Source organism: Aquimarina algiphila (assembly GCF_007489275.1).
In the GTDB taxonomy this organism is placed as follows: domain Bacteria; phylum Bacteroidota; class Bacteroidia; order Flavobacteriales; family Flavobacteriaceae; genus Aquimarina; species Aquimarina algiphila.
This window is the reverse complement of the sequence record NZ_VLNR01000044.1, coordinates 1-26,520: the sequence shown is the minus strand read 5'-3', so window position 1 is coordinate 26,520 and position 26,520 is coordinate 1. Positions and strand designations below refer to the sequence as shown.

The following is a 26,520-nucleotide window of genomic DNA, read 5'->3' as shown; positions in this document are numbered from 1 at the left end:
TTCATATGTTGTTGTGGCCTCATAGGCGTGTATCTAAAAGACGGATGCTACGATATGCTTATGAGGCTTCTTTATAAAATACCCAAAGCGATTTCTATCATATTGCTAAAAGTGGTTTCTCGTTCTTCAATCGAAGTTCTCTCCCCAGTAACCAAAGAATCAGAAATTGTAAGAATCGAAAGGGCTCTTACATTAAATTTTGCAGCAATAGTATATAAACCTGCTGTTTCCATCTCAACACAGAGCACTCCGTATTTTGCCCAATGCTTATAAGCATCAGGGTCATCCTCATAAAATTCATCTGAAGATAGTATGTTCCCCGCTTTTATAGCAATATGATTATCTTTTGCATAGTGCACGGCTTTCATCAATAATTCAAAATTGGCAGTCGGAGCATAATCTGAGTTAACAAATCTTGTAGTATTAATTCCCGATGTAGAAGAAGCAGACATAGCAATAACAATATCTCTAAGTTGAACATTTTTTTGGTATGAACCAGCAGAGCCTACTCGAATTAGATTTTTAACTCCATAGTGATTAATGAGTTCGTGATAATATATTAAAGCAGAAGGAATTCCCATTCCCGTTCCCTGAACCGAAACTGGATTTCCATTATAAGTTCCTGTATACCCTAACATTCCTCTAACTTCATTATAACAGACGGGATCATTTAGAAAAGTGTTTGCAATCCATTTAGCACGAAGAGGATCCCCGGGAAGTAAAACTGTTTCTGCTATTTCTCCTGGCTGTGCTGAAATGTGTATACTCATCTGATTTATTTTGAAGTTACGATGGTGACTCCAGCAGATGTGCCTATTCTATCAACCCCCAATTCGATATATTGAGTTGCTGTTTTAAGATCTCGAATCCCACCAGATGCTTTTATTTTTATGGTACTCCCGTGTACTTCATTTTTCATAAGTACTATATCTTCGGGAGTAGCTCCTCCGGTACCAAAACCAGTAGAAGTTTTTATAAAATCTGCACCAGCATTCAAGGATAATTGACAAGCAATTCTCTTTTCTTCATCAGTAAGGTAGCAGTTTTCAAAAATGACTTTTAAGATATGTTCTCCAATTTCTTTTTTAACTGCCTTGATTTCTTCCTCAACAATCTTATGATATCCAGATTTTAGTAACCCTATATTAAGTACCAGATCAATCTCATGTGCTCCATCTTTGATACATTGTTTTGCTTCATAAACTTTGGCCTTTGCTATTGTCGCTCCAAGAGGAAAGCCTACTACAGCAGCTATTTTGATATCGGTTTTCATGAGCTCACTTTCTGCCAAAGCAACATAGTAACTATTTACACAAACTGCATAGAAATGATGCTCTTTTGCTTCTGCGCAAAGTTGTTTAATATGATCAACTGTGGCATTAGCCTTTAGAAGAGTATGGTCTATGAATGTATTAAGTACCATTGTTAACGATGTGAACTTATTATATTTAAAAGGTCATTTTTTTGTAGTACTCCTGATTGCCTCCATAATTGCTTTCCGTCTTTAAATAAAATCATAGTTGGAACGCCACGAACCTGGTATTTTGATGCCAAAGGTTGGTTTTTATCCACATCGATCTTTACAATTTTGATATTTTCACCGAGATCATCTTTTACTTCCTTAAGGATGGGAGCAAGTACTTTACATGGTCCACACCAATCGGCAAAAAAATCTACCAATACAGGTGTTTTAGAATCTATTATAGTATTAAAACTACTTTTCATTAATTTTTATATTACGTTCAAAGATTAGATGTAGAAGAATATATTTATTTTGAATACTAATTTATAATAATGAATTCGAAAAACTAACCAATTTTGGGAGTATTATTATACTTTTTGATAAGATGCATAATTTTTTTAATAGGAACCTCAATAGAGTATGTTCCTGTGTAAGATGGACAAATAACACAATCGTCAAAGTAGAATTCTACAGTGTCATCATTAACCACAAAGTTGTTTTTATACGCCTTAAAATCACCTTTGGATAACTCCCAACAATCATAATATAAATCTCCAGAGCCTATACCTTCTTTTATGATAGTGTTTATAGTATTAAAAACTTCTTCTTCTGAACCTATTTCAAAAAAATCATCAAAATATATAAAATTATACGTTTTGAGATCAAAGTTGACACAATCAAAAAGGTATGTAGAGTATAACATTCCTGAATAATAATTTTCTTTATAAAGTACTACACTTATGAAATTATTTTTTGTATTGTAAATTTTGTAATCGATACTTCTTTTATCTCTAAATCTATTAATTTTTAGAGTATCACAAAGAAGCTCTTTATCTTCAAGAATCTGGTTTTCTGTTTTTTCAATATTTAAATAATTTTCTGTGATATAATCATTAAATATGGAGTGTTTAGGATTGATTTTTTCATTAAGATACGGATATTGATAATCTAGGATATAGTGATCTTCTTCTTTGAAAAAACGTTTAGAGATTACAAGCTCTTGTAATTGTGGTTTATCGTCTTCTGCGGTTATTAATCGTTCTCTTTTTATAGCCTTTGTTTTTTCTTGATTTAATTCTAAGTTATCTTCAGAAAATATTGATATAGTGTCTTTGGCTTTTTGTTCGATATGAGATTCTGTTTCTTTTTGCTCTGTTTGATGTTGAGGAGAAACTTCATTTTTACAAGAGATTAAACTTAGCAGGACAAGGCAAGCGATTAAGGTTTTCATATGTTGATTTTTTGAATGGTATAAAAATAGGATAGCGTATGGTTAAAAAATATGATATTGATCAGGATATGGAGTACAATAAAAAAGGTGATTTTCAATTGAAAATCACCTTTTTATCAAACTAATTAAGTGTTAATTAAGAAAGCCCGTTTCCAATAATTATTGCAGAATTAATAATCAAACTAGTGATTAAAAGATCTAGAACTAATTTTGGTTTCTGAACGGTTAATATTGCGGCATTATGAGCACTACATACAACTACGCTTAGAAAAACAAGGAACATTTGTATAGGCGCATTTCCATTAAGCAATGTTGCCATAATAGCAATAGAACCCAGACAAGTTGATGCTATGATAGCCAGAGCAGAATATCCTATAAAGTTTTCAGAAAAATCAGCATTTATTTTTGCATAAAGTGTCATAATTGTTACGTTTTAAATTCTAAGTAAAATTAGATACTTTAGGTTTTTAAAAATATGATAAAAATCAGCTTGAATGATAAAATAGATTAAGGCTTTTCATATAATTGTAACCGATTCTTAAGTATATTCATTTCTTCCTGAATTTTTTGTACTCGTTCTAATAGATTAATGATTACCTCTATTCCTTCGAGGTTAATTTCTAATTCTTTATTAAAAAGTAAAATTTGCTCTAGTTTTGGTAACTCATCCACACTTAAAAATACTTGTTGTCGAACGGTAATAACTTTTATCAAACCAAATTCATATAAAGAATTTATGAATGAAAATTCTATCTTATGATTTGTACAGAATTCTTTAGCAGATATGAGATGCTTTTTTGTCATTGTAATGTATTTAAAGTTTTGATAGTTCTCTAAATAATTCTTTTTGTTTTTGGGATAGATTTTTAGGTGTTTTGATAGTATAGGTGATATAAAGATCCCCAAATTGTCCTTCTCTTTTATATATAGGAAATCCTTTTCCTTTTAGCTTAATTTGTGTGTTATTTTGAGTTTCTGGTTTTACTTTCAATTTTACTTTTCCATCCAAAGTGTTAATTGTGATTTCACCTCCTAAAACGGCTGTGTATATATCAATATCTTTATTTAGATATAGATTACTTTTATCACGTTTAAAAGATGTTTTGTTTTCGATAATAAAAGTAATATACAAATCACCTTTGGGGGCACCTCCTATTCCTTGTCCACCGTGCCCTTTGATTTTGATAATTTGTCCGTTTTCAACTCCAGCCGGAATAGTAATTCTAATATTCTTTCCATTAATGGTTAGTGTTCTCTTATGAGTTTTATAAACATCCATTAAACCGAGATGTAGCTCTGCATTAAAATCCTGCCCCCGATATTTTACCTTTCCACGACCATAATCTCTACTTCTTTCTCCAAACATAGATTCGAAGAAATCAGAAAAATCTCTAGAATACTGCTGTTGTTGATTAGCATGATTGTATTGTTGTTTTGATTTTTGATGTTTTTCAAATTCTTCAGCGTGTTTCCAGTCTTTACCATATTGATCGTACTTTTTACGATTTTCGGGATTGCTTAAAACCTCATTTGCTTCATTAATTTCTTTAAATTTCCTTTCTGCTTCCTTATCATTTGGATTTAAGTCTGGGTGGTATTTTCTTGCCAATTTTCGATAAGCCTTTTTAATATCACTTTCAGAAGCATTTTTTGGAATCCCTAATATTTTATAGTAATCGATAAATTCCATGTTCTTATTCAGAATTAAATTTTATCTTCAAAAAGTAGTTTTAGTCGCCCCAACATCATTAATTCTGATTTGTTTTTTCCAGAAAATGCACCAGCAATTGCATTGGCTGTTGTCCAAATGAGTTGTTTTATAGCATCTTTAAAATGTGATTTGTTTTCATGATAATACGCTTCAAACTGTTTAAAACTTTCTTCGGCATTAAGTTCTTCATTATCTAACCAATCAAAAACAATTTCGATCTGAAAAGATGCGTCTACGCCAAATTCATCTTCAATGTCATCTATTTTTAACCATTCTGATTTCGCGATTTTTCTTAAAGTATCATACTCAGATTTACGAACTACCTTATCCGAGGCAGCAACGGCATAAAATAGTTTTCCGAGATTTTGATAAAATGTAATTCCTATATTTTGTGCAGTTGTCATGATTATATAAAATTTATCAATTTGTGAGATAAATTTAGGAAGTGATGTTGAGTATTTTTATGATATAAATCAGGTTTAAAAAAGAGATTGGTAAAAGGAATTTTTCATAATTTTCAGTTAAAGTATCCTAGAGAATGCTAATAACAAATGGGAAGTACAAGTTTTTATTATCGTTTGTATTATTTTTGGAGGTAAAATTTAATACAACAATAAGAAGGGATTATTTTGGAATTATTTTTTTGAAGTCAATCTATATACAATAAACAACCACTACTTAATATTTATATGAAGGTTTTTGAAAAACAAAGTAATATTTTTAGACTCTTGTCAGAAGGTGTTTCTGAAGGTATTGTGGTTGTAAATGAAGATCAGGTCATAGTAGCATGTAATGGATCAGCAAATGAGATATTTGGATATGAAACCGATGAATTAATAGGAAAGCCACTAAATATTCTTATTCCGCGAGAACACCATAAAGAACATAAAGGACACTTTGAAGGTTTTGTGCGTAACAAAGAAAAAAGGTCTATGGGTAATGGGAGAGATATCCACGGAGTACGAAAGGACGGTACCAAATTCCCAGTAGAAGCGGGATTAAACCCATTTTCTATTTATGGAAATAATTATGTAATGGCTCTAGTGATTGACATTTCTTTTCGTAAAGAACAGGAACGGCAGATCAGAGAATTAAATGCAAGGTTAGAAGAAAGAATAGAAGAACGTACAGAAAAATTACATAGTACAATTGAAGAATTAAAAGAAGAGGTAAAACTACGAATGGAAGCCGAAGCCAAGGCTAAGGAAGCTTTAGAAAAAGAGCGAGATCTTAATGAGTTAAAAACGAAGTTTCTCTCTTTGGTTTCTCACGAGTTTAAAACACCATTGAGCGGTATTCTTACTTCAGCAACACTTGCAGGAAAATATACTCAAACAGAACAACAAGAGAAAAGAGAAAAACATCTGGGTACGATCAAAAATAAAGTGAAATACCTTAATAATATTCTAAATGATTTTTTATCCATTGAGCGTTTAGAAACAGGTAAAGTTTGTTACAAGTACAGTAGCTTTCCTTTGAGCAAAGTAATTAATGAAGTGATTTATAATGCAAATATGCTACTCAAAGACGGGCAAAGGATTAATTACCCCAAAGACATTGATGGTTATGTTATAGAATTTGATGAAAAAATTCTGGAACTTGTCTTGTCAAACCTAATTAACAATGCAATTAAATATTCTGGGGAACATACAACTATAGATTTAGAAGTTGGCTTTGAAGATAACATCCTTACATTTACCATTATCGATCAAGGAATTGGAATTCCTGAAAAAGAACAAGGTTTTATTTTTAAACGATATTTTAGAGCAGAAAATGCATTACTGGATCAAGGAACCGGGATAGGATTAAATATTGTAAAAACCCATCTAGAAAATCTTGGTGGAAGTATTATCTTTAAAAGTGAAGAAAATCAAGGATCTACTTTTACCGTAACCATACCAACCACCAATACATAACGACCAATAATAATTAGGTAAACCGATGAAAACTATCCTTTTAATAGAAGATGATACTGCACTAAGAGAAAATACTGCAGAGCTTTTAGAGCTTTCTGATTATAAAGTAATTACGTCGCCAAATGGCAAATTGGGAATAGCAAAAGCAAAAGAAGAGAAACCAGATATCATTGTTTGCGATATTATGATGCCCGAGGTCGATGGCTATGGGGTACTCGAGGCTTTGTCTTATGATACAAATACAAATCATATTCCTTTTATATTTTTATCTGCAAAAACTGAACATAAAGAAATTCGAAAAGGAATGGATTTGGGGGCAGATGATTACTTAACCAAACCTTTTGAAGAAGATGAATTATTAAGTGCAATAGAAAGTCGTTTAGCTAAAGCAACTATAATTTCAAGAATTCTTGAAGAGCAAAATCAACGTACTGAAACAAAAACTGAGGATGAAGAAGGATTTAGAAACCTAAATGAACTCAAGAATTTTTTTGATGATCATGGCGAAATTTCTAATTTTAAAAAAGGAGGCATAATCTATAAAGAAGGAGAGCATTCTAATAAAATATATCTTATTCTAAAAGGAGTTATTAAAAGCCATAAAATGGATGAAAGTGGTAAGGAATTAATAACAGCACTATATAAAGCCGATGATTTCTTAGGGTTTTCTTCTTTCGTAGATAATACTCCATATCAAGAATCTGCTACTGCGGTTGAAGACACTGAATTGGCCGGAATATCAAAAAACAATCTCAAAGAGATTTTGGAAAAGAGCAAAAATATTTCTCTGGAGTTGATGGAACTGTTAACCGATAATCTTTCTGAAATTAAAGAACAACTATTACAGATGGCATATAGTTCGGTGAGAAAAAAAACAGCACAAACAATTTTACAATTTGCTCAGGTTTTAAATAAAAAGCCAGAAGATAGCATCAAAATATCAAGAAATGACCTGGCTAGTGTTGCTGGAATAGCTACAGAAAGTTTAATTCGTACGCTATCAAATTTTAAGAAAGATGGGCTGATCGAAATCGAAGGGCGTAATATTCGAATATTAGATTTAGCAGGTCTTCAGTTAGTTGAATAAAAATAGTGCTAAACTGATTTTTGTCATTCTTTTCATAAATACATCCTAATACATTTGTTGTGTTAGAAAGTATTTAAAATGAAGAATATCCTGATCCCTACAGATTTTTCTGAAAATTCATGGAATGCCATAAGCTATGCCCTTTCATTTTTTAGAAAAGTAAATTGTAATTTTTATATTCTACATGTTTCTCCCTTTGAAGAAATGATAGGCGGAGATTCTTTCTATGCTTCAAAAGATACAGTCATAGAAAAACATACACATAATAATAAAGAGCAAATGCAGTCATTGCTCAAAAGCATAGAAAAATTACCTTTAAATACGAAACATCGATTTTTCACTATAAATGAATATATTTTTTTTGTTGATGCAATTAGAAAACAAATTCAGGAAAAAAATATTGATTTTATTGTTATGGGAACCAAAGGAGCTTCTGGGCTCAAAGAAAAAACTATAGGAAGTAATACAGGTGATGTGATTACTAAGGTAAAATGCCCGGTTTTAGTAATTCCAGAAAAAGCTACATATACCAAGCCAAAAGAGATTGTATTTCCTACCGATTATTACATGTATTATAAAAGTAGAGTACTAAATACTATTAGTGAAATACTCTATATGAATAATGCAAGTTTAAGAGTGTTGCATATTGCCAAAAAGGAACAAGATCTAACGACTTTACAAGTGAAAAATAAAGATTTTCTGGACGACTCCCTTGACAACCTAGATCATAGTTTTCATTTTTTATCCAATACGAATATGGAAGAAGCAGTGCAGTGTTTTATTGAGAGTCGAGAGATTAATATGATTACTATGATAGCTAAAAACCTTAATTTTTTCCAACGTATTTTATTTCATCCTATGGTCGAAAAGATAAGTTATCATACCAACATTCCTTTTTTGGTATTGCATGAATGATATAACTGCGCAGCTTTAATGAATTGAAGAATTTAATGTGTTTCGTTTTGATTGGTGCTATATAAGTTGAACTTAGGTTATAATAGAATTTTAAATAGGAGTAGAAACTACTCAAAATAAAAAATAAAAAAATGCGAACAAACTTAGTTCATAAATACAATATTCCAGGGCCGAGATATACAAGTTATCCAACCGTGCCATATTGGGATGACAATACATTTTCATTAAAAAAATGGATAACATCTATACAAAGATCATTTAATGAAAGTAATGATGATGAAGGAGTAAGTCTTTACATTCACCTTCCGTTTTGCGAAAGCATGTGTACATTTTGCGGATGCAATAAGCGAATTACCAAACGACATGATGTAGAAGTCCCATATATCAAATCATTATTAAAAGAATGGAGTTTATATCTCAATCTTTTTGAAACCAAACCCAAAATAAGAGAATTGCATTTAGGAGGAGGTACTCCTACGTTTTTTTCTGCTAAGAATTTACAACATTTAATTCATGGTATTTTTAGTGGAGTAGAACGTGCAGAAAACTGCGAGTTTAGTTTTGAGGGACACCCTAATAATACAACTCGTGAACATTTACAAACATTATATGATTTAGGTTTTAGAAGGGTGAGTTTTGGAGTACAAGACTATGATGAGGTTGTGCAGAAAGCAATTCATAGAGTACAGCCTTTTGAGCGTGTAAGGGAAGTTACAGAAGCAGCAAGAGCTATTGGTTATACATCTGTGGGACATGATATTATTTTTGGTTTACCATTTCAAACTGAAAAAGGTATAGTAGATACCGTTTTAAAGACAAAAGAATTACTTCCGGATCGATTAGCATTTTATAGTTATGCTCATGTACCTTGGCAAAAAGGGAATGGACAACGAGGATTTAAAGATGCTGATTTACCTACTGGGGCTCAAAAAAGAAAGCAATATGAGATGGGTAAGAAGTTGTTGTCAGAGGTTGGTTATATAGAAATAGGCATGGATCATTTTGCGTTAGAACATGATACTCTATTTCAATCCATGAAAAGTCAAACGTTACATCGCAATTTTATGGGGTATACTGCTTCTAAAACGCATGCAATGATTGGTTTAGGAGTATCTTCAATAAGTGATAGTTGGTATGGTTTTGCTCAAAATGTTAAAAATATAGAAGAGTATCAACATCTTATAAACGAAGGGATTATTCCGGTATATAGAGGTCATATGCTTGATAAGGAAGACGAAATTATTAGACAGCATATTTTAAATTTGATGTGTCATTTTGAAACCAATTGGAAGAATGATATTATGTATTTTAAGGAATTACCAGAAGTAGTACAGAATCTCGAAGAATTAGCACTGGATGGATTATTAGTTAAAAATGATCATAGTATAAAAGTAACAGAAAAAGGAAGGCCTTTTGTTCGTAATATATGCATGGCATTTGATCTGAGATTGCAACGAAGTAAACCTGAAACTACATTGTTTTCTATGACAATATAAATTTTCACTAGAATTAATGACATTCAAAGTCTGCAGAAACCATTTCTACTGCAGGCTTAGGAGAAAGATAAGGAATACCTAAACCAAGCCCTCTTATAATAAATAATAATCCGATAATAACAACAAACACCGGGATAGCTTTTTGAATGTGCTGTCTCACTTTTCTAGTTAAGAAATTTCCGGCATAAACTGCTACAGTCATTAAGGGTATAGTGCCTAATCCAAAGAAAACCATATATAAACTCCCCTCAAAAATTTGACCAGAAGCGATAGCTCCAAAAACTGCCATGTACACTAAACCACAGGGTAGAAAACCATTTAAAAAACCAATTGAAAGAAAGGTGTCGGGTGTTTTCTTTTTAAGAGCAATACCCAATGCATTTTTTACTTTGGTAATGACTTTATATATTGGTTTAGAGATATTATATTTATTAAGGGTCTGATGAGGAATTAATATGAGGATAATCATCAACACTCCTACAGCAATAGATAGATTTTGTTGTAGGCCAAATATATTTAGACTTTTTCCAATAATTCCGAAGAATAATCCAATTATACAGTAGGCTATCAGTCTGCCAAAATGATATAGGAAAACTCGGAAAATTTTCTGAAAAGTATTTGATTGATGTACAGGCAACATAAAAGCTATCGGGCCGCACATTCCAACACAGTGAAAGCTTCCTAATAATCCTAATATGAATGCCGATAATAACATTTTTTAGTATGTAAATGATTCTTTAAACAAGTATGAAGTGTCGTTATACTCCCAATTGATTATGATATTCCAACGCCCTTCTATTATATTTTCATCTTTGATTATCATTTTAGAACTAGAAAGCGAGATAGGAATTTCAAAATCCAGTTTTTTATTTGAAGGACGATATAGAGATACCATTCCAGAAATATCACTAGAGTTCTTGTCTTTGGGAAAAGAAATAACTAACCCCTCGATAGTGGTATGAATTAAGATATTGTTTTCTAGATTTTTTGAATTTTTCTCGGCATCGATTTCATTCTGAAAAGCGAGTTCTTTCTTATAGTAACCTTCTGTTACAAGATCATGTTCATATTTTTTTTCTGTATTCATTCGCACAACAAAATATAGGATGAAAGAAATGAATCCTATAAACACTAATACTATAGCTGTTCCCCAGTTTATTTTCATAATTTTTTTTAGTTTTGTACAGTGGATCCCATTCTACAATGGGATGACAAAGATGCATGGTAGTAAAATGTTTGTCATTCCAGCATAGGCTGGAATCCATTATAATTAACAGTTTTATTTATTATTATAAGTGTTTTGTTCTATATCCGTAATTCTAGGTTCTTTACTATTTTTCACTTATACAAAGACTGAATATTACCTATAACTTCTTGGACCTAAAAAAGCCGTTATTGTTGTTTCAATTAATTTACCACCACTGTAGACACCAATTTTTAATCTGTTACTATCACCTTCTAATGCAGCTGCATTAATTTCTATAAATAAAGTCCCTTCGGCCAAACCTTGTTTTGGGACGGTAAAATTTTTATGAGTAACCAGCTCTATTTTTCCTTTATGAGATAACAATTCGAAGTGAACATCTTTAATCTCTGTTGTTGTTTTATTGACTAGTTTATACGTGTATACATTACTAATTATATTATCGTCCTTATGATCGTATAATTGTCCTGGTAATCGTAGGATATTAGCTTCTACATCATTTCGTAAAAAAGACATTCCCAGAAGAACACCTATTAGAATTACAAGTACAGCACTGTATCCTTTTAACCTAGGAGTGAACTTAAATTTTGCTTTTTTTGCAATATTATCTTCACTGGCGTATCGTATTAATCCTTTTGGTAGGTTTACACTTTCCATCATATGGTCGCATGCATCAATACAAGCGGTACAGTTTACACATTCGAGCTGTGTGCCATTACGAATATCAATTCCGGTTGGACATACATGGACACACTGAAAACAATCAATACAATCTCCTTTTCCTGTAGTTGGACGATCTTCATTTTTCTTAAACTTTGCTCTTCCAGCTTCTTTTTCTCCACGTTTATAATCATAAGCAACAACTATAGATTTGGAGTCCAGAAGTACGCCTTGTAATCGACCATAGGGGCAAGCTATAATACAAACTTGTTCTCTAAACCATGCAAATACAAAGTAAAAGACAGCAGTAAATATAAGTAAGGAAATTAATGTGCTAATATGTTCAGAAGGGCCATCTATGATGTATCGTAATAACTGATCGCTTCCTATTAAATAAGCCAAAAATATGTTTGCTATAAAGAATGAAATGATAAAAAATATAATCCATTTCATCCCTCTTTTTCTTATTTTTTCGGCATTCCAGGATTGCTTATCTAGTCGTATTTGTTTTCCTCTATCCCCTTCAATCCAATATTCGATTCTTCGAAATACCATTTCCATAAAAATGGTTTGTGGGCATACCCAACCGCAGAAAAGTCTTCCAAATGCAACTGTAAATAGAGTAATAAATAGAACACCTATAATCATTGAGATTACGAAGAGGTGAAAATCCTGTGGCCAAAATGGAGCTCCAAATATGTTAAAACGTCGTTCTAAAACATTAAATAGTAAAAATTGATTTCCGTTTATTTTTATAAATGGTGCAGAAAACAAAAAGATAAGTAACCCATAGCTTACCCATTTGCGATAAGAATAATATTTGCCGCTTGGTTTTTTAGGATACACCCAGGCACGTTTACCTTCTTCGTTGATGGTACCGATAGAATCTCTGAATTTTTCGTTTGCGGGTGTTTCCAAAGGAATATTATTTTAAGTTTTGATATAAGGTTCCAGAAACATTAATGATTTACAACTATGCTTGTCGAATCAGAAATAGTTTCGGGGATCTCTTCTTTAGGAGTTTCTTCTTGAGATGCATCTGGATCAATCCATATTTCACCTTGAGCTTCTTTAGGTTCGGCAGGAGTTGTTCCCCCGAGAGAAATCACATAACTTGCTACTTGAGCCATTTCTGCAGGCTTCAGAGTTTGTTTCCAGGCAACCATTCCTTTTCCATCACGTCCTCCTTCAGAGATGGTCCTGAATACATTTTTAATACCACCTCCTAAAATCCAATATTCATCGGTTAGGTTAGGCCCAATACCACCACCACCATCAGCTTTGTGACATGCTACACAATTTGTAGTGAAAACTGCTTTTCCAGCGTTAATATCTGAGGCTTCTGTAAGCAGAGTTACTGTGTTTATATCGACTAAGTCTTTTGCAGTTTTTTTGTATTCTTCGATAGCAATTTTGGCTTCGGCAACCTCAGTTTCATACTCTTCTGTTTGTGTATAATCATTGAAAATATGAAAGCGAACTAAATATACAGCTCCAAATACGATGGTTGCATAAAAACCATACACCCACCATGGCGGGAGATTATTATCCAGTTCCTGAATCCCATCATAATTATGATCAAGAATAATCTCACCTTCTTCTTCTACAGGTTTACTATCCAATAATTTTAGATAGATCTTTTTAATCCACCCAAATTGTTTTTCTTTTTTAGTTTTTTCTGCCAGGAGATAACGTTCTTGGGCCTCTGGATTTAAAGAGCGAAACAAGATGCTTCTTAAAGCCTGTAAACTAATCTCTATCGCCACAATAAATAGTAAAACCATTCCTAAGACTAACCATGTTAATGGTTGTGCAATGAATGCAGATTGTTCTCCAGATTCGACAGTAAGTTCTATTAATATATAAGCAATACCTAAAAAGGCAAGCACTCTTAAATAGGATGAAGTACTTCTCATGATTGTATATCGTTTTCGGTTTCTAAAGGAATTTGACTTACCTCTTTTATATGTTCTTTTTTTGCTGTGATCACCCACCAGAATAATCCGGCGAAGAATATAAAAAATATGAGTAATGAAATCATAGGATAGATCTCAATACCTTCAATACTCTCCATGTGACCTTTTATAAATTTTAGCATGGCGTTTATTCTTTAGTTTGAACTACGTTCTCTTGGTTTTTAACTTTTATATCAGTTCCTAATCTTTGGATATATGCTATGAGCGCAACGACTTCTCTATCGCGCATTTCGATAAAATCCAATCCGTTTTCCTTGGCATATTTTTTATCAGCTTCATATGTTTTTGCAAAATCAGGGTCGGTGTACAGATTTTTTTCAATTTGCGTTGCTTGCTCATCCATCCATTGTTGTGCTCTGTCTATCTCTTCTGGAGTATAAGGGACACCCAGAGATACCATAGCATTCATTTTATCTTCGGTTTGTGAACGATCAAGTTTGTTTTTAATCAACCATTTATAACTAGGCATAATTGATCCTGATGAGGTAGTTTGTGGATCATAAAAATGATTTAAATGCCAGTTATCAGAATATTTTCCTCCAATCCTCATTAAATCGGGTCCAGTACGTTTACTTCCCCAAAGGAAAGGGTGATCATATACATATTCACCAGCTTTAGAATATTCTCCATAACGTTCTACTTCACTACGGAATGGTCGAATCATTTGTGAATGACAGGATACGCAACTTTCTCGTATATAGAGATCTCTTCCTTCAAGCTCAAGCGGAGTATAAGGTTTTACACTGGTTATTGTTGGAATATTGGATTTTACCATTATGGTAGGAACGATTTGAACAATACCACCAATCAAAATTGCAATTGTAGCAAAGATGGTTAGTTTAACAGGTCTTCTTTCTAGCCAGGTGTGGTACCCTTCGTTAGCAGTTCTAAATCGAGTTACTTTTTGTAACGGAGCAGCTTCGGCTAATTCATCAGTAACTTTACTACCACTTTGTATCGTTTTAATAATGTTATATAGCATTACAAAGGTTCCCAAAATAAACAAACTACCTCCGATAGCACGCATCCAATACATAGGAATGATTTCATTAACGGTTTCTAAGAAATTACCGTAGGTAAGTGTCCCATCAGGATTAAACTGCTTCCACATAGATGCCTGCACAAAACCGGCAACATACATTGGTAGTGCATACATGATAATCCCCAAAGTACCAATCCAGAAATGTAAATTAGCAAGGCCTGTAGACCATAATTTTGTTTTGGTTAGTTTTGGTACCATCCAGTAGATCATACCAAAAGTTAAAAACCCATTCCATGCTAAAGCTCCAACATGAACATGTGCTATAATCCAATCACTAAAATGAGCAATAGCATTTACGTTTTTTAAAGAAAGCATTGGCCCTTCAAAAGTGGCCATACCATAACCTGTAATGGCAACTACCATAAATTTTAAAACGGGATCAGTACGTACTTTATCCCACGCTCCTCTTAAGGTCAAGAGACCATTAATCATACCTCCCCATGATGGAGCAATAAGCATTACAGAAAATGCTACACCAAGATTTTGTGCCCAATCAGGTAAAGATGAATATAGAAGGTGATGAGGTCCTGCCCAGATATAGATAAATATTAAAGACCAGAAATGGACAATAGATAATCGATATGAGTATACGGGTCTATTGGCAGCTTTAGGAACAAAATAGTACATTAATCCTAAGAAAGGAGTGGTAAGAAAAAATGCAACTGCATTATGACCATACCACCATTGTACTAATGCATCCTGAACACCTGCATATACAGAATAACTTTTTAAAGCACTTACAGGAAGTTCGAGGCTATTAAAAATATGTAAAACCGCAACAGTAACAAAAGTGGCAAGATAAAACCAAATTGCTACATACATATGCCGTTGTCGTCTTCTTAAAATAGTTCCTATTAAGTTCCATCCAAAAACTACCCAGATGATGGCAATAGCAATGTCAATTGGCCATTCGAGTTCTGCATATTCTTTTGATGAAGTATATCCTAATGGTAATGTTATTGCGGCTAAAACAATAATAAACTGCCAACCCCAAAAATTAATATTACTTAATGCGTCGCTAAACATTCGGGTCTTTAGCAACCTCTGGGTAGAGTAATAGACTCCTGCATAGATAGCGTTACCTACAAAAGCAAAAATAACGGCATTTGTATGTAATGGTCTTAAACGACCAAAACTCAACCATGAGATACCATCTGTTACATTAGGGAATAAAAACATGAATGCTAGTAGTAGACCTACAGACATTCCTACAATGCCCCAAAACATGGTTGCATATAAGAATTTTTTCACGATTTTATTATCGTAATAGAATTGTTCCATTTCCATATTATGATTGTTTAGTTTTATTGGATTCTGAAGATTTTTCTTTGTTTTCTTTTATAAGTTCATCCTCAAAGAGCATTCGAATAGAAGGAGTGTACACATCATCATACTGTCCATTCCTGACAGATATAATAAAACTTATAAAAAAGACGATGGCAACGATAATACTAATCGTTAAGAGTACATAGATTACACTCATGCTTACTTTGATTGTGAGCCAAAAGTATGTTTGAAGATTTTCTTAAAAAATGACATTTGTCAGGTTTTAATAATAAAGGATCATTCTAGGCTTAAACCAACTCCCAGTACCTGTTTTTGAGGTACAAAATGTTAATAATTGTTAAAATAGTACCTTTTTATACATAGTACTGTAACAAAAATAAACTCTTGACGTCTAGTAAGTATAAATAACAATTAAATATATAAAATATGAGAACTTTAGATAGCAACAGAATTACAAGAAAATTAAGCGCAACTATAGGATATACCTGGAACACAAAGAGACGTTACAGATAACCTGAATACTAACATCAAGAGATAACAATTTATAATCAAAAACAATTAAAATATAGAAATTATGAGAACCTTAGATAGCAATAGCATTACAAGAAAATTAAGTGCAACCAAAGGATATACCTGGAACACAAAGAGACGTTACAGATAATCTTACTATAAAAACCAAAAGATCAATTTATATATCAAAATCATTAAAATACAGAAATTATGAGAACTTTAGATAGCAACAGAATTACAAGAAAATTAAGTGGAACTGTAGGATATACCTGGAATACAAAGAGGCGTTATAAATAACGATAGTTAAATTTTACATCAATCAACTCCCGAAACAACAGGGAATAAAAACTAATCATCATGAGAACTTTAAGAAACATCAGAAAAAGACTAAAATCAGCGACACAAAAACAAAATATGTTTTTGGATTGCACAACAAATCTTTACAATTATGACGAGACTTTGTTTAGAAGAATTAAATGCTATGCGCATTAAGTGGAGTGTTATTATGTGTTGATAAGGCTAAATTCTATTAGGATTTAGCCTTTTTTTTGCAATACACTGATTTTTCCTATTTCATTTTATAGGTGACATTTATCATACAATACTTTCAAATTCTTTAAGAACTTTATAGAAGTTAATAGAGTATTCACTTTTAAATTAAATCGTTATGCGAAAGAATTTAGGAAAGATAGATGCTATCATTAGAATCATTTTAGGTGTAGTATTAGCATATTTATTTTATAACAATTTTATATCTGATACCTTAGGAATTGTTTTATTATCAGTATCAGGAGTATTAGTTATTACTGGTTTTATGGGTTGGTGTCCATTATATAAATTATTTGGGATAACCAGTTGTAAAGTAAAGAATTAGCTTAATAAAGATCTTTAACCTATAATAATTTGTATATTCTTAGACCAGCAATAATTAGATAGAAGTCTGTATTTTGTCCTGTGCTTAAATTTTATTTTTTCAGAGTGTAAGATAAACTCAATCGTTTCTGGTTTGATTATATATCCGCCCCAATACTTAGGTTTAGGAATGATTTTGTTTTTAAATTTTGTTTTATACTTTTTTAGGCGGTCCTGTAATACTTTTCTAGAAGAAATCACATCACTTTGATGAGATACCCATGCACTTAATTTACTTCCTTCTGGACGTGATTCAAAATATCCTTCAGATAGATTTTCTGGGATTTTTTCTGCTTTTCCAGTAATAAGGACTTCACGTTTTGAAGCAGTCCAATTAAAAGAACAAGAAACTCTATTGTCCTTTGCTATCGCTTTTCCCTTCTCACTATGGTAATTAGTAAAAAAAACAAAACCTTCCCAGGTAAAACGCTTTAATAAAACAATTCTGTTTTTTGGAAAACCATCTAAACCTATAGTTGATAATATCATCGCATTAACCTCGTCTTCTGGATGAGCTTTTTCGACTTCATAAAACCATTGCTGGAAATGTGCCATTGGGTTATGGTCCTCTGTAGTTTCCATATTTAATGTGTTTTAAACATTTAGGAACAAATTATAAATCCTTATGATTATCATTTACTTTTTGACCTATCCAATTGGTTAGTATGGTAACATATACTATTATTGATATCGAACTCAAAGGCATTAATATTGCAGCTATTATTGGAGAAAGCTGACCAGTCACAGCAAAATAAAGTCCAACACAGTTATATAAAAAAGATAATATAAAACTTGATTTAATAATTTTAATAGCATTTTTAGATATCATTAGATAGGTTGATATCTTATCAAATCGAGAGGCATCTAAAATTCCATCACAAGCCGGCGAGAATACATTTACATTTTCTGATACAGCTATACCTACATCGCTTTGTGCCAATGCTCCGGCATCGTTTAGCCCATCACCAACCATAATTACTTTTTTATGTTGTTGTTGTAACATTTTTATATAATTAAGTTTATCATCAGGTTTTTGATTAAAGATTAAAGAAGTGTTTTCGGGCAATACTTTTTGCAAGTATTCCTTTTCACCTTCATTATCACCTGATAATATGGCTAGTTGATAGTTCTTAAATAGTTGATTAAATACTTTTTTTACACCATTTCTATATTGGTTATGAAAAGTATAATGGCCCTTATATTCATCATTAGTACTTACGTGCACAGTTGTACTAAATACTTTAGAAAGGTCTTCATTTCCTACAAAGTTTGGAGAGCCTATTTTAATAGTATGATCGGCAGATTTACCTTCAATACCTTTGCCCACATATTCCTGATATTCATCCAAAGTTAGAATATCATGTTCTGCTAAAACATTATAAAGTGTTCTGCTAAGCGGATGATTTGAAGCTCGAAGTGTATTTTTGAGCAAAGATTCTTCCTCTGGAGTTAATTGCATTCCTTCATAAGTTACGTTACTCGTTATCGTGGTGGTTATGGTACCCGTTTTGTCAAAAATAATAGTATCAGTCAATGCCAATCGTTCTATTACATCTGCATTTTTAAGGTAAAATTTATTTTTTCCGAAGATTCGCAGAATATTACCTAATGCAAAGGGTCTCGCTAATGCTAATGCACATGGACAAGCAATAATAAGTACTGCCGTAAAAACGTGTATAGCTTTTGAAACATCTGTAAATAACCAATATGAAGTAGAAATTATAGCGATACACAAAATAGCTATTGTGAAGTATTTACTTATAATATCAGTGAGATTAGTAAAAGATGCTAATTTATCAGTGTTAAATACATCATTACTCCAGAGTTGAGTAAGGTAACTTTGTTCTACTGATTTTAAAACTTCGATTTCAATAGCCCCATAAAGTTGTCTCCCTCCTGCAAAAAGAGTATCGCCTGACTGTTTATGAACAGAATCACTTTCTCCGGTTACAAAACTATAATCGATTTGCGCATTACCATCGATAAGAATGGCATCTACAGGGATCAATTCACCATTCCTAATCAACAATCGATCTCCCTTTTTGATATCATAAATTTGTATGTTTTCTTCTTTTCGTTCTTTTTTATGCTTCGCAGTCGAAATTCGTGTTACTGCGATAGGAAAATAGGATTTGTAGTCTCTTTCAAAAGATAAAAAGGAGTAGGTTTTTTTCTGGAAAAATTTCCCAAGCAGTAAAAAGAATACTAAACCGGTTAGGCTATCAAAAAAACCAGTCCCCCAATCAAAAATAATTTCTGCTGTACTACGTAAAAAAAGAACCAAAATTCCTAAAGCAATGGGGACATCGATATTTAATAATTTAGAACGCAAACCTTTATATGCTGAAATAAAATACTCCTGTGCAGCATAAAAAACTACAGGTATAGAAAAGGCAAACATTAACCATCTAAAAATAGGTTTGTATTGCTCAAGCCAGTATTCTGATACTTCAAAATACTCTGGAAAGGACAGAAACATTACATTTCCAAAAGCAAAACCTGCAATGCCTAATTTATAGAGTAAACTCCTATCAATTTTCTTTTTTGCTGAAGCATAATCATCAAGACTAATATAAGGTTCGTAACCTATAGTATGAAGTAAAATAACTACTTCCTTAAGTGAGATAGCATCACTTTTAAAGGTGATACGAACCGTTTTTTTTGGAAAGTTGACTTGGGAAGCGGTAATTGCAGTTTGAAGTTTATGTAAGTTTTCTAAAATCCAAATGCAAGAGCTACAGTGTATATGAGGAATGTATAGTGTTATGATTTGGGTATTTCCGTCATCAAATTCGATTAATTTTTTAGCAATAATATCAGTATCGAGATAATCGTATTTTCCTTGAATTTCTTTAGGAATGGCTCCAGGAGCAGACTGTAGGTCATAATAGCAGGATAGATCATTAGACGAAAAAATATCATATACGGTTTTGCACCCATTACAGCAGAATGTTTTTTGATCAAATTTAATTACCGTTTTACCACAATCAATTCCGCAGTGAAAACAAGTAGACTCAGACATAAAAATCTATTTGTTGCAAATTTGAAGAAGTGTGGTCTGATAAACTATGACAAATATCATAATTGCCAGACTGATAAAAATCATAGTTTTTGCCTCTCTTAAGACTTAGTTTTGAATGCACTATGTCATAAAAAAGAACCAAATGAGAAAAATAGTAATCCCTACAGATTTTTCAGAAAATGCAATGAATGCTTTACAATATGCTGTTGAACTTTTTAAGTATGAGCGATGTGAGTTTTTTATTTTAAATGCGTACGCCGATGAGGTGTATGAGAATAACACTCAGGTGTCCAGAGATGTTTTTGAAGAACTAAAAGAAACGGCATATAAGAACTCTAGTGTTGCATTACATAGTACGTTGTCTACATTAGAAGAAATATCTCCAAATCCACGACATAAATATATTGCTTTACCAGTATTTGGAAGTCTGGTTGATGAAGCAAATGATTTGGTGGATAAGGAAAATATAGATATTGTCATTATGGGTACCAGAGGCAAAACAGATGATAGAAAACTTACTTTTGGAAGTAATACCTTACAGGTGCTTAAATATGTAAAATGCCCTTTATTGGCAATTCCCAGTAATTGTAAATACCAACAACCAAAGAATATTTTATTTCCCACAGACTATCTTTTACCCTTTAAAAGAAGAGAATTAAAGCTGTTAAGTACATTAACTAAAAGTTTTAGATCTGTTATCAATTTTCTATATGTTTCAGATTATGATAAACTTTCAATAAGGCAAGAAGATAATAAGGCATTCATATTGGATTCATTACCAGATATAGAATTGGTATTTCATAGAGAAGATGCAAAAAACCTTACCAATGCAATTAATGGATTTATAGAGAAGAATAAGATAGACTTTTTGGTGATGGTAAACTCAAGACATTCTTATCTGGAGAATATTTTATATCAGTCTACTATCGATAAAATAGGATTACATATTAAAATTCCATTTTTAGCTATGCAGAATTTAAAACGATCTTAAGACAGATTTTATCAGTACAGGTTTGAACAACTAATACATACATAAGATGAAACAAATTTTGTTACCTACCGATTTTTCTGACAATGCATTTAATGCAATCAGATATGCAATGCATTTTTTTAAACATGAGGAAGTTACTTTTTATCTTCTCAATACATTCACCCCAGTATCTTATCATGCAGGATATCTTATCGAAAATCCAACATTATATGGACTAGAGGATGTAGCAATGGTAAATTCTAAACGTGATATTAAACGAACCGAGGAGAAAATTAGGGCAGAATTTGATAATCCAAAACATAGTTTTGTTAGATTATCAGCTTTTAATACGTTGATCGGCGAAATTGAGGAAGTGCTAGAAAAGTATGCTATTGATCTTATTGTAATGGGTACAAAAGGAGCTACGGGTGCCAAAGAAATATTTATAGGGACACATACAATGTACACTATCAAAAAAGTAAAATGTCCTGTTATTGCGGTTCCTTCTAATTTTGAATTTGAAGCGCCAAAAGATGTTTTGTTTCCAACAGATTATAATTTTAATGTAAATAATGCATTTCTGCCATTGATAAAAGAAATATGCGATAAGCATATATGTAGACTTAATATTTTAAATGCATATTATGGAGTATCCTTAAATGATGATCAGCAAAAAGTTAAGGATTTTCTTGATATATATTTTAAAGATAACGCTCATGTTTTTCATATTGCCGATGGAATGGATGTACTAGAAGCCGTAGAAGATTTTCAGAAAAAGTATAAAATCAATTTATTGGTAATGATCCATAATAAACATTCCTTTTTTGAAAATCTATTATTTAAACCTGTTATTAACCAAGTTGCTTATCATACTAATATTCCGTTTTTAGTAATTCCTTCAGAAAAAAGAATGCAATCATAATTTATAAAGTGATGAAACGTATGAAACGAATTCTAATTCCGACTGATTTTTCTGATAATGCATGGAATGCCATATTGTATGCGATCGAGGCATATAGAGATGTTCCCTGTGAGTTTTACCTGTTAAATACATATGAGCTCAACCCGGTACAACTGTTAACCACAGTAAGTTCTCAGCGGATTGGTCGTTTCTACCAGGGAATTAAGGTAGAATCTGAACAAGGATTGAAAATGATATTAGATGATATTCAAAACTCTAAACCGGGTTTGGAACATAATTTCAAAACAATTTCTAAATCTGGTTCTTTATTAGATACTATAAATAGACTGATACAATTATATTCTTTTGATATGATCGTTATGGGAACCAAAGGGGCAACGGGTGTAAAGGAAGCTTTTTTGGGAAGTAATACGCAGAAAGTGATTAAGAACATATCCAACTGTCCAATTTTGGTTGTTCCTGAGGATGTATATTTTGAGAAAATTTCAGAAATAGCTTTTGCAACAGACTTTAAACGATTGTATCATAAAGCAGAGATTTCACCTATACTTGATTTTGCAAAAAATCATAATGCAACCATTAGAATGATCCATGTGTATGATCAACCTGGACTAGATAATATACAACATTACAATTCGAATACGTTAGAGCAGTATTTTAAGAAGGTTAACTATGATTTTCATGTTATTTCAGATTTTTCAACAACAGAAAAGGCTATTCAGGCGTGTATTGAAGAATTGGAGATTAACCTCCTTATTATGATCAATTATGAACATAGTTTTATAGAACGGTTAACCAAAGAACCAGTGATTAAAAAAATGACATTTCATACCAATATTCCTTTTTTGGTTATTCCTTCTGATGACTGATAAATATCATATTATTTCTAATGAATTGAGTATAATTTTATGCTATAATTTTAAAGTAAATATCATGAAACGAATACTTGTTCCTACCGATTTTTCTGATAATGCATACAGTGCTCTTTACTATGCTACACGTTTGTTTAAGAATGAAGCTTGTCAATTTTATATTTTGAATGCTGGTGATGTAGAAATTCCACTTTTTACAGGTATTATTGATACGAGTATTGGAGATGAACAAATAAGAAAAGAGTCTAAGGAAAAATTAGAAGAAACATTCCATTCTATTGTTCGAGATTCTGAAGATTTTGGACATGTTTTTGAAACAATTTGTACCGCAAAAAAACTTCATGAAGTGATTGAAGAAACTGTAAAACAAAGAAAAATAGACCTTATCGTGATGGGAACCAAAGGAGCAACTGGTGCCAAAGGGTTTTTTATGGGGAGTAATACATCAAACATCATTCAAAAAATCAAATGTTGTCCAGTTTTGGCCGTTCCTCACGAATTCAATTTTGAAAACACCGAAACTACATTTTCTGAAGAGGACGTAATAACAAAAAAATAATGAAATTTTAAGGGTATTCCTGAGAATTATCATAGTATTTTTTGTGTTTTGGAGATAGTTTTATGTCCTATATGATAAAACTAAAGATTATGAAAAAAATACTTGTTCCTACCGATTTTTCTAACAATGCATATAGTGCACTTTGCTACGCTACAAAGCTTTTTAAAAATGAGGCTTGTCATTTTTATATTCTAAATACATTTAGTGTCGAAACACCTGTTTTGACTAGTAGATTAAATACAAGTAAAGGAGAAAAGCTATATAAGGAATTAAGTAATGAGTCGCGGGAAAAACTTACTGAGACTTTTCATGCAATAACAAGAGATACAGAAGATCTGAATCATACATTTGAGATGATTTCAGTTTCTAAAAAACTCTCTGAAACCATTAACAAAACCGTAAAAAGTAAAAGCATTGATTTGGTCGTGATGGGCACCAAAGGAGCCAGTGGTGCTAAAGAGGTTTTAATGGGTAGTAATACCGTAAGAGCTATACAGAAAATTAGAGGTTGTTCCATATTAGCAATTCCAGATGAATTTGATTTTAAGATACCACAAGAAATAGCTTTTGCAACAGATTTAAGCCGTTCTAAAAGCAAAGAGGAACTAAAACCGCTTATAGATATAGCATCGTTATTTGACTCCAAAATTAGAGTTGTACATATTCATGAAAAAGAACAACTAGATGAAATCCAAGAACGTAATTTTAAACAACTAAAAGAACATCTTAAAGAGGTTAAATATAATATGCATTGGGTTTCTAAGTTCGATCAAAAATCAAGAGTCATCAATGAATTTATTGATGAAATGAAGATTGATATGTTATCTATGCTTCATTATAAACATGGTTTTATAGAAAGTATAACCAGAGAAGCCGTAATCAAAAAAATAGGCTTTCGTTTGACTATTCCTTTTTTAGTCATGCCAGCATCAAGCTGATAATTATCATAGTATTCATCTAAGTATACCTATACATTTACAACACTAATAATAAAAAACCTAACTGATGAAAAAGAAGATTTTATTACCTACCGATTTTTCAAAAAATGCATGGAATGCTATAGTATATGCTTTAGAGCTTTATAAAAATGAGGCTTGTGATTTTTATGTGCTTAACGCCTTTAATGCTACCGGTTATGCTTTAGAAAGTATGATGGTTCCAGAACCGGGAGAAAAGCTTTATGATGAAGCCAGAGATAAATCAGAGAAGGGATTAAGTAAAATTTTGGAAAGACTAAGTTTTAGAGATGATTATCCCAATCACAAGTTTTTTATGGTATCACAGTTTAATGGAATATTGGATGCCATCAAAGATATTGTAGAAAAACAGGATATAGAAATGATCATCATGGGCACAAAAGGAACAACTAATGCCAGCGAGGTTATTTATGGGAGTAATACTGTTCTTGTTATGGAGAAATCAAGAAACTGTCCTGTAATGGCAATACCAGATGAAGCAGATTATAGAGCATTGAAAGAAATTGTATTTCCCACAGATTATAAGATGAATTATAAAAGAAGAGAATTACAAACTCTTATTGATGTTGTGCAAATGAGTAATGCCGAATTACGCATATTACACATTTCTCATGGAGAAGATTTGACAGAAGACCAGAAAAGTAATAAACGATTATTAAAAGAATATTTTGAAAACTTAAAACATAATTTTCATACACTTCATAGTATCGATGTTAAATCTGGAGTACGGTGTTTTGTAGAAAGTAGAGAAAGTGATATGGTGATCTTTTTTAATAGAAAACACAGCTTTTTTGGGAGTATTTTCTCCAGACCAATGGTCAAGGATTTAAGCCATCATTCTAAAGTACCTGTATTGGCATTACATGATTTAAGAAATTAAAAAACAATAAAAAAAGAACAAATGAAAAATTTAGGAATCTGGATAGATAAAGAAAAAGCTCATATTATTTCTGTAAAAGAAGAAAGTGAAGATATGACAACCATTCCGTCAGAAATTGAGAATTATCGTATACATGGTGGTTCGGGAACACGACTTAAAGGAGGACCCCAGGATGTAGTACAGGATAGTAAATATTTAGAGCGAGAAAAACACCAATTTAGAGCATATGTTAAAACGATAGTTCCGTTAATACAGGATGCAGACAGGATTGTCATTTTTGGACCAGCAGAGGCCAGAGATAGATTTAATAAAGAATTAAATGATAATTATAAAGATGTTGCCAAAAAAGTAAAAGATGTCCTTATTGCAGATAGTATGACCGACAACCAAACCAAAGCTTTGGTAAGAGATTATTTTAATAAGTTTAAGAGTGCTTTTTAACCATAATTAATAAACATTTAATGCAAAACCAGGATTTTGATATTTTAAAATCTACTGGTGAAAAGGTTAAGTTTTCACTGCATAAGCTTCGTAAATCTTTGCAACGAAGTGGAGCCGATGATAAAGCGATAGCATATATTCTAGATGTTGTTCGAGATGAATTATATCAAGGAATTTCTACTAAAGAAATTTATAATCGGGCTTTTGCTTTACTTAAAAAGAAGAAATCTGTTTTTGCTTCAAAATATAAACTCAAGAAAGCAATTTATGAATTAGGGCCAACAGGTTTTCCTTTTGAACGTTTTGTTGCAGCAATATTGAAATATTCTGGTTACCAGGTTGGAAATTCTTGCCAAACTGACCCACCTATTCCTATTATATTGACCCAGTAAATCCTATTTAAACTGACCCACCTATTCTTGTTTAAATTGACCCACCCCCAAAAGTGTGTGTATTAAATAACTTGTA

General features: G+C 32.0%; 29 protein-coding genes and 1 pseudogene. 13 read left to right on the top strand and 17 right to left on the bottom strand.

The features are described from left to right. Nucleotides 1-71: 71 nt before the first annotated feature. The 8 genes from deoD to FOF46_RS18930 form a co-directional block, all read right to left on the bottom strand. Complete coding sequence (deoD, locus tag FOF46_RS18965; RefSeq protein WP_143917548.1) at nucleotides 72-770, bottom strand: purine-nucleoside phosphorylase; 699 nt, start codon at nucleotides 768-770, stop codon at nucleotides 72-74. Nucleotides 771-775: 5 nt separating this feature from the next. Continuing rightward, a complete protein-coding gene (gene deoC, locus FOF46_RS18960; protein ID WP_109434325.1) occupies nucleotides 776-1,423 on the bottom strand; it encodes a deoxyribose-phosphate aldolase in 648 nt (215 codons plus the stop codon). Nucleotides 1,424-1,425: 2 nt separating this feature from the next. Beyond that, nucleotides 1,426-1,725, bottom strand: a complete 300-nt coding sequence (gene trxA, locus FOF46_RS18955; RefSeq protein ID WP_109434324.1) for a thioredoxin — start codon at nucleotides 1,723-1,725, stop codon at nucleotides 1,426-1,428. Between the two features lie 83 nt (nucleotides 1,726-1,808). Beyond that, complete coding sequence (locus FOF46_RS18950) at nucleotides 1,809-2,693, bottom strand: RsiV family protein (RefSeq protein ID WP_143917547.1); 885 nt, start codon at nucleotides 2,691-2,693, stop codon at nucleotides 1,809-1,811. A 136-nt stretch (nucleotides 2,694-2,829) separates the two neighbouring features. Continuing rightward, complete coding sequence (locus tag FOF46_RS18945; RefSeq protein WP_109434322.1) at nucleotides 2,830-3,114, bottom strand: hypothetical protein; 285 nt, start codon at nucleotides 3,112-3,114, stop codon at nucleotides 2,830-2,832. An 86-nt stretch (nucleotides 3,115-3,200) separates the two neighbouring features. Beyond that, on the bottom strand, nucleotides 3,201-3,497 hold the full coding sequence (locus FOF46_RS18940; RefSeq protein WP_109434321.1) for a chaperone modulator CbpM: 297 nt from the start codon (nucleotides 3,495-3,497) through the stop codon (nucleotides 3,201-3,203). A 10-nt stretch (nucleotides 3,498-3,507) separates the two neighbouring features. Further along, nucleotides 3,508-4,383, bottom strand: a complete 876-nt coding sequence (locus FOF46_RS18935) for a DnaJ C-terminal domain-containing protein (protein WP_143917546.1) — start codon at nucleotides 4,381-4,383, stop codon at nucleotides 3,508-3,510. 14 nt (nucleotides 4,384-4,397) lie between these two features. After that, nucleotides 4,398-4,808, bottom strand: coding sequence for a hypothetical protein (locus FOF46_RS18930; RefSeq protein WP_109434319.1), 411 nt, complete (start codon nucleotides 4,806-4,808; stop codon nucleotides 4,398-4,400). Between the two features lie 285 nt (nucleotides 4,809-5,093). Here FOF46_RS18930 and FOF46_RS18925 point away from each other — a divergent pair, with 285 nt between their 5' ends. From FOF46_RS18925 to hemN, 4 genes are all read left to right on the top strand, one after another. Beyond that, on the top strand, nucleotides 5,094-6,320 hold the full coding sequence (locus FOF46_RS18925; protein WP_109434318.1) for a sensor histidine kinase: 1,227 nt from the start codon (nucleotides 5,094-5,096) through the stop codon (nucleotides 6,318-6,320). A 25-nt stretch (nucleotides 6,321-6,345) separates the two neighbouring features. Next, entirely contained in the window at nucleotides 6,346-7,407 is a 1,062-nt protein-coding gene (locus tag FOF46_RS18920; RefSeq protein WP_143917545.1) for a response regulator, read from the top strand. 78 nt (nucleotides 7,408-7,485) lie between these two features. After that, nucleotides 7,486-8,322 (top strand): universal stress protein, encoded by an 837-nt coding sequence (locus FOF46_RS18915; protein ID WP_109434316.1) that lies wholly within the window; start codon nucleotides 7,486-7,488, stop codon nucleotides 8,320-8,322. Between the two features lie 131 nt (nucleotides 8,323-8,453). Then, nucleotides 8,454-9,818: an oxygen-independent coproporphyrinogen III oxidase gene (gene hemN, locus FOF46_RS18910; RefSeq protein WP_143917544.1), complete on the top strand. Its 1,365-nt coding sequence runs from the start codon at nucleotides 8,454-8,456 to the stop codon at nucleotides 9,816-9,818. Between the two features lie 13 nt (nucleotides 9,819-9,831). Here hemN and FOF46_RS18905 read toward each other — a convergent pair whose 3' ends face one another. The 7 genes from FOF46_RS18905 to ccoS all read right to left on the bottom strand — a co-directional run bounded on the left by FOF46_RS18905 (nucleotide 9,832) and on the right by ccoS (nucleotide 16,183). Beyond that, entirely contained in the window at nucleotides 9,832-10,533 is a 702-nt protein-coding gene (locus tag FOF46_RS18905; RefSeq protein ID WP_109434314.1) for a sulfite exporter TauE/SafE family protein, read from the bottom strand. 3 nt (nucleotides 10,534-10,536) lie between these two features. After that, nucleotides 10,537-10,983, bottom strand: coding sequence for a FixH family protein (locus FOF46_RS18900; protein ID WP_143917543.1), 447 nt, complete (start codon nucleotides 10,981-10,983; stop codon nucleotides 10,537-10,539). A 195-nt stretch (nucleotides 10,984-11,178) separates the two neighbouring features. Continuing rightward, nucleotides 11,179-12,600: a cytochrome c oxidase accessory protein CcoG gene (gene ccoG, locus FOF46_RS18895; protein ID WP_109434312.1), complete on the bottom strand. Its 1,422-nt coding sequence runs from the start codon at nucleotides 12,598-12,600 to the stop codon at nucleotides 11,179-11,181. A gap of 41 nt (nucleotides 12,601-12,641) precedes the next feature. Next, a complete protein-coding gene (locus FOF46_RS18890; protein WP_143917542.1) occupies nucleotides 12,642-13,598 on the bottom strand; it encodes a cbb3-type cytochrome c oxidase N-terminal domain-containing protein in 957 nt (318 codons plus the stop codon). After that, nucleotides 13,595-13,780: a CcoQ/FixQ family Cbb3-type cytochrome c oxidase assembly chaperone gene (locus FOF46_RS18885; protein WP_109434310.1), complete on the bottom strand. Its 186-nt coding sequence runs from the start codon at nucleotides 13,778-13,780 to the stop codon at nucleotides 13,595-13,597. Before FOF46_RS18885 ends, FOF46_RS18890 begins: the two co-directional genes overlap by 4 nt. Nucleotides 13,781-13,785: 5 nt before the next feature. Beyond that, nucleotides 13,786-15,987 (bottom strand): cytochrome-c oxidase, cbb3-type subunit I, encoded by a 2,202-nt coding sequence (ccoN, locus tag FOF46_RS18880; protein ID WP_143917541.1) that lies wholly within the window; start codon nucleotides 15,985-15,987, stop codon nucleotides 13,786-13,788. 1 nt (nucleotide 15,988) lies between these two features. After that, nucleotides 15,989-16,183, bottom strand: a complete 195-nt coding sequence (ccoS, locus tag FOF46_RS18875) for a cbb3-type cytochrome oxidase assembly protein CcoS (RefSeq protein ID WP_109434308.1) — start codon at nucleotides 16,181-16,183, stop codon at nucleotides 15,989-15,991. A 981-nt stretch (nucleotides 16,184-17,164) separates the two neighbouring features. Here ccoS and FOF46_RS18870 point away from each other — a divergent pair. Then, a complete protein-coding gene (locus tag FOF46_RS18870; RefSeq protein WP_143917540.1) occupies nucleotides 17,165-17,371 on the top strand; it encodes a YgaP family membrane protein in 207 nt (68 codons plus the stop codon). Between the two features lie 14 nt (nucleotides 17,372-17,385). Here the strand turns inward: FOF46_RS18870 and pdxH are convergent, their stop codons facing one another. Continuing rightward, nucleotides 17,386-17,991, bottom strand: coding sequence for a pyridoxamine 5'-phosphate oxidase (gene pdxH, locus FOF46_RS18865; protein WP_143917539.1), 606 nt, complete (start codon nucleotides 17,989-17,991; stop codon nucleotides 17,386-17,388). Nucleotides 17,992-18,022: 31 nt separating this feature from the next. Continuing rightward, the gene (locus FOF46_RS18860) at nucleotides 18,023-20,431 is read right to left on the bottom strand and encodes a heavy metal translocating P-type ATPase (RefSeq protein ID WP_143917538.1); all 2,409 of its coding nucleotides are present in this window, start codon (nucleotides 20,429-20,431) and stop codon (nucleotides 18,023-18,025) included. A 142-nt stretch (nucleotides 20,432-20,573) separates the two neighbouring features. Between FOF46_RS18860 and FOF46_RS18855 the strand changes: the two genes are divergently transcribed. From FOF46_RS18855 to FOF46_RS18820, 8 genes and pseudogenes are all read left to right on the top strand, one after another. Continuing rightward, a complete protein-coding gene (locus tag FOF46_RS18855) occupies nucleotides 20,574-21,422 on the top strand; it encodes a universal stress protein (protein WP_143917537.1) in 849 nt (282 codons plus the stop codon). Nucleotides 21,423-21,468: 46 nt separating this feature from the next. Next, nucleotides 21,469-22,323, top strand: a complete 855-nt coding sequence (locus tag FOF46_RS18850) for a universal stress protein (RefSeq protein WP_143917536.1) — start codon at nucleotides 21,469-21,471, stop codon at nucleotides 22,321-22,323. Between the two features lie 20 nt (nucleotides 22,324-22,343). Beyond that, the gene (locus FOF46_RS18845) at nucleotides 22,344-23,192 is read left to right on the top strand and encodes a universal stress protein (RefSeq protein ID WP_160114025.1); all 849 of its coding nucleotides are present in this window, start codon (nucleotides 22,344-22,346) and stop codon (nucleotides 23,190-23,192) included. A gap of 64 nt (nucleotides 23,193-23,256) precedes the next feature. After that, entirely contained in the window at nucleotides 23,257-23,754 is a 498-nt protein-coding gene (locus tag FOF46_RS18840; RefSeq protein ID WP_109434472.1) for a universal stress protein, read from the top strand. A gap of 89 nt (nucleotides 23,755-23,843) precedes the next feature. After that, the gene (locus FOF46_RS18835; protein WP_167571888.1) at nucleotides 23,844-24,692 is read left to right on the top strand and encodes a universal stress protein; all 849 of its coding nucleotides are present in this window, start codon (nucleotides 23,844-23,846) and stop codon (nucleotides 24,690-24,692) included. A 67-nt stretch (nucleotides 24,693-24,759) separates the two neighbouring features. Then, nucleotides 24,760-25,611: a universal stress protein gene (locus tag FOF46_RS18830; protein ID WP_143917533.1), complete on the top strand. Its 852-nt coding sequence runs from the start codon at nucleotides 24,760-24,762 to the stop codon at nucleotides 25,609-25,611. 21 nt (nucleotides 25,612-25,632) lie between these two features. Beyond that, complete coding sequence (locus FOF46_RS18825) at nucleotides 25,633-26,052, top strand: pelota family protein (RefSeq protein WP_109434299.1); 420 nt, start codon at nucleotides 25,633-25,635, stop codon at nucleotides 26,050-26,052. Nucleotides 26,053-26,072: 20 nt separating this feature from the next. Beyond that, nucleotides 26,073-26,393: pseudogene (locus FOF46_RS18820) on the top strand (ATP cone domain-containing protein); the annotation flags it as partial. Nucleotides 26,394-26,520 lie beyond the last annotated feature (127 nt).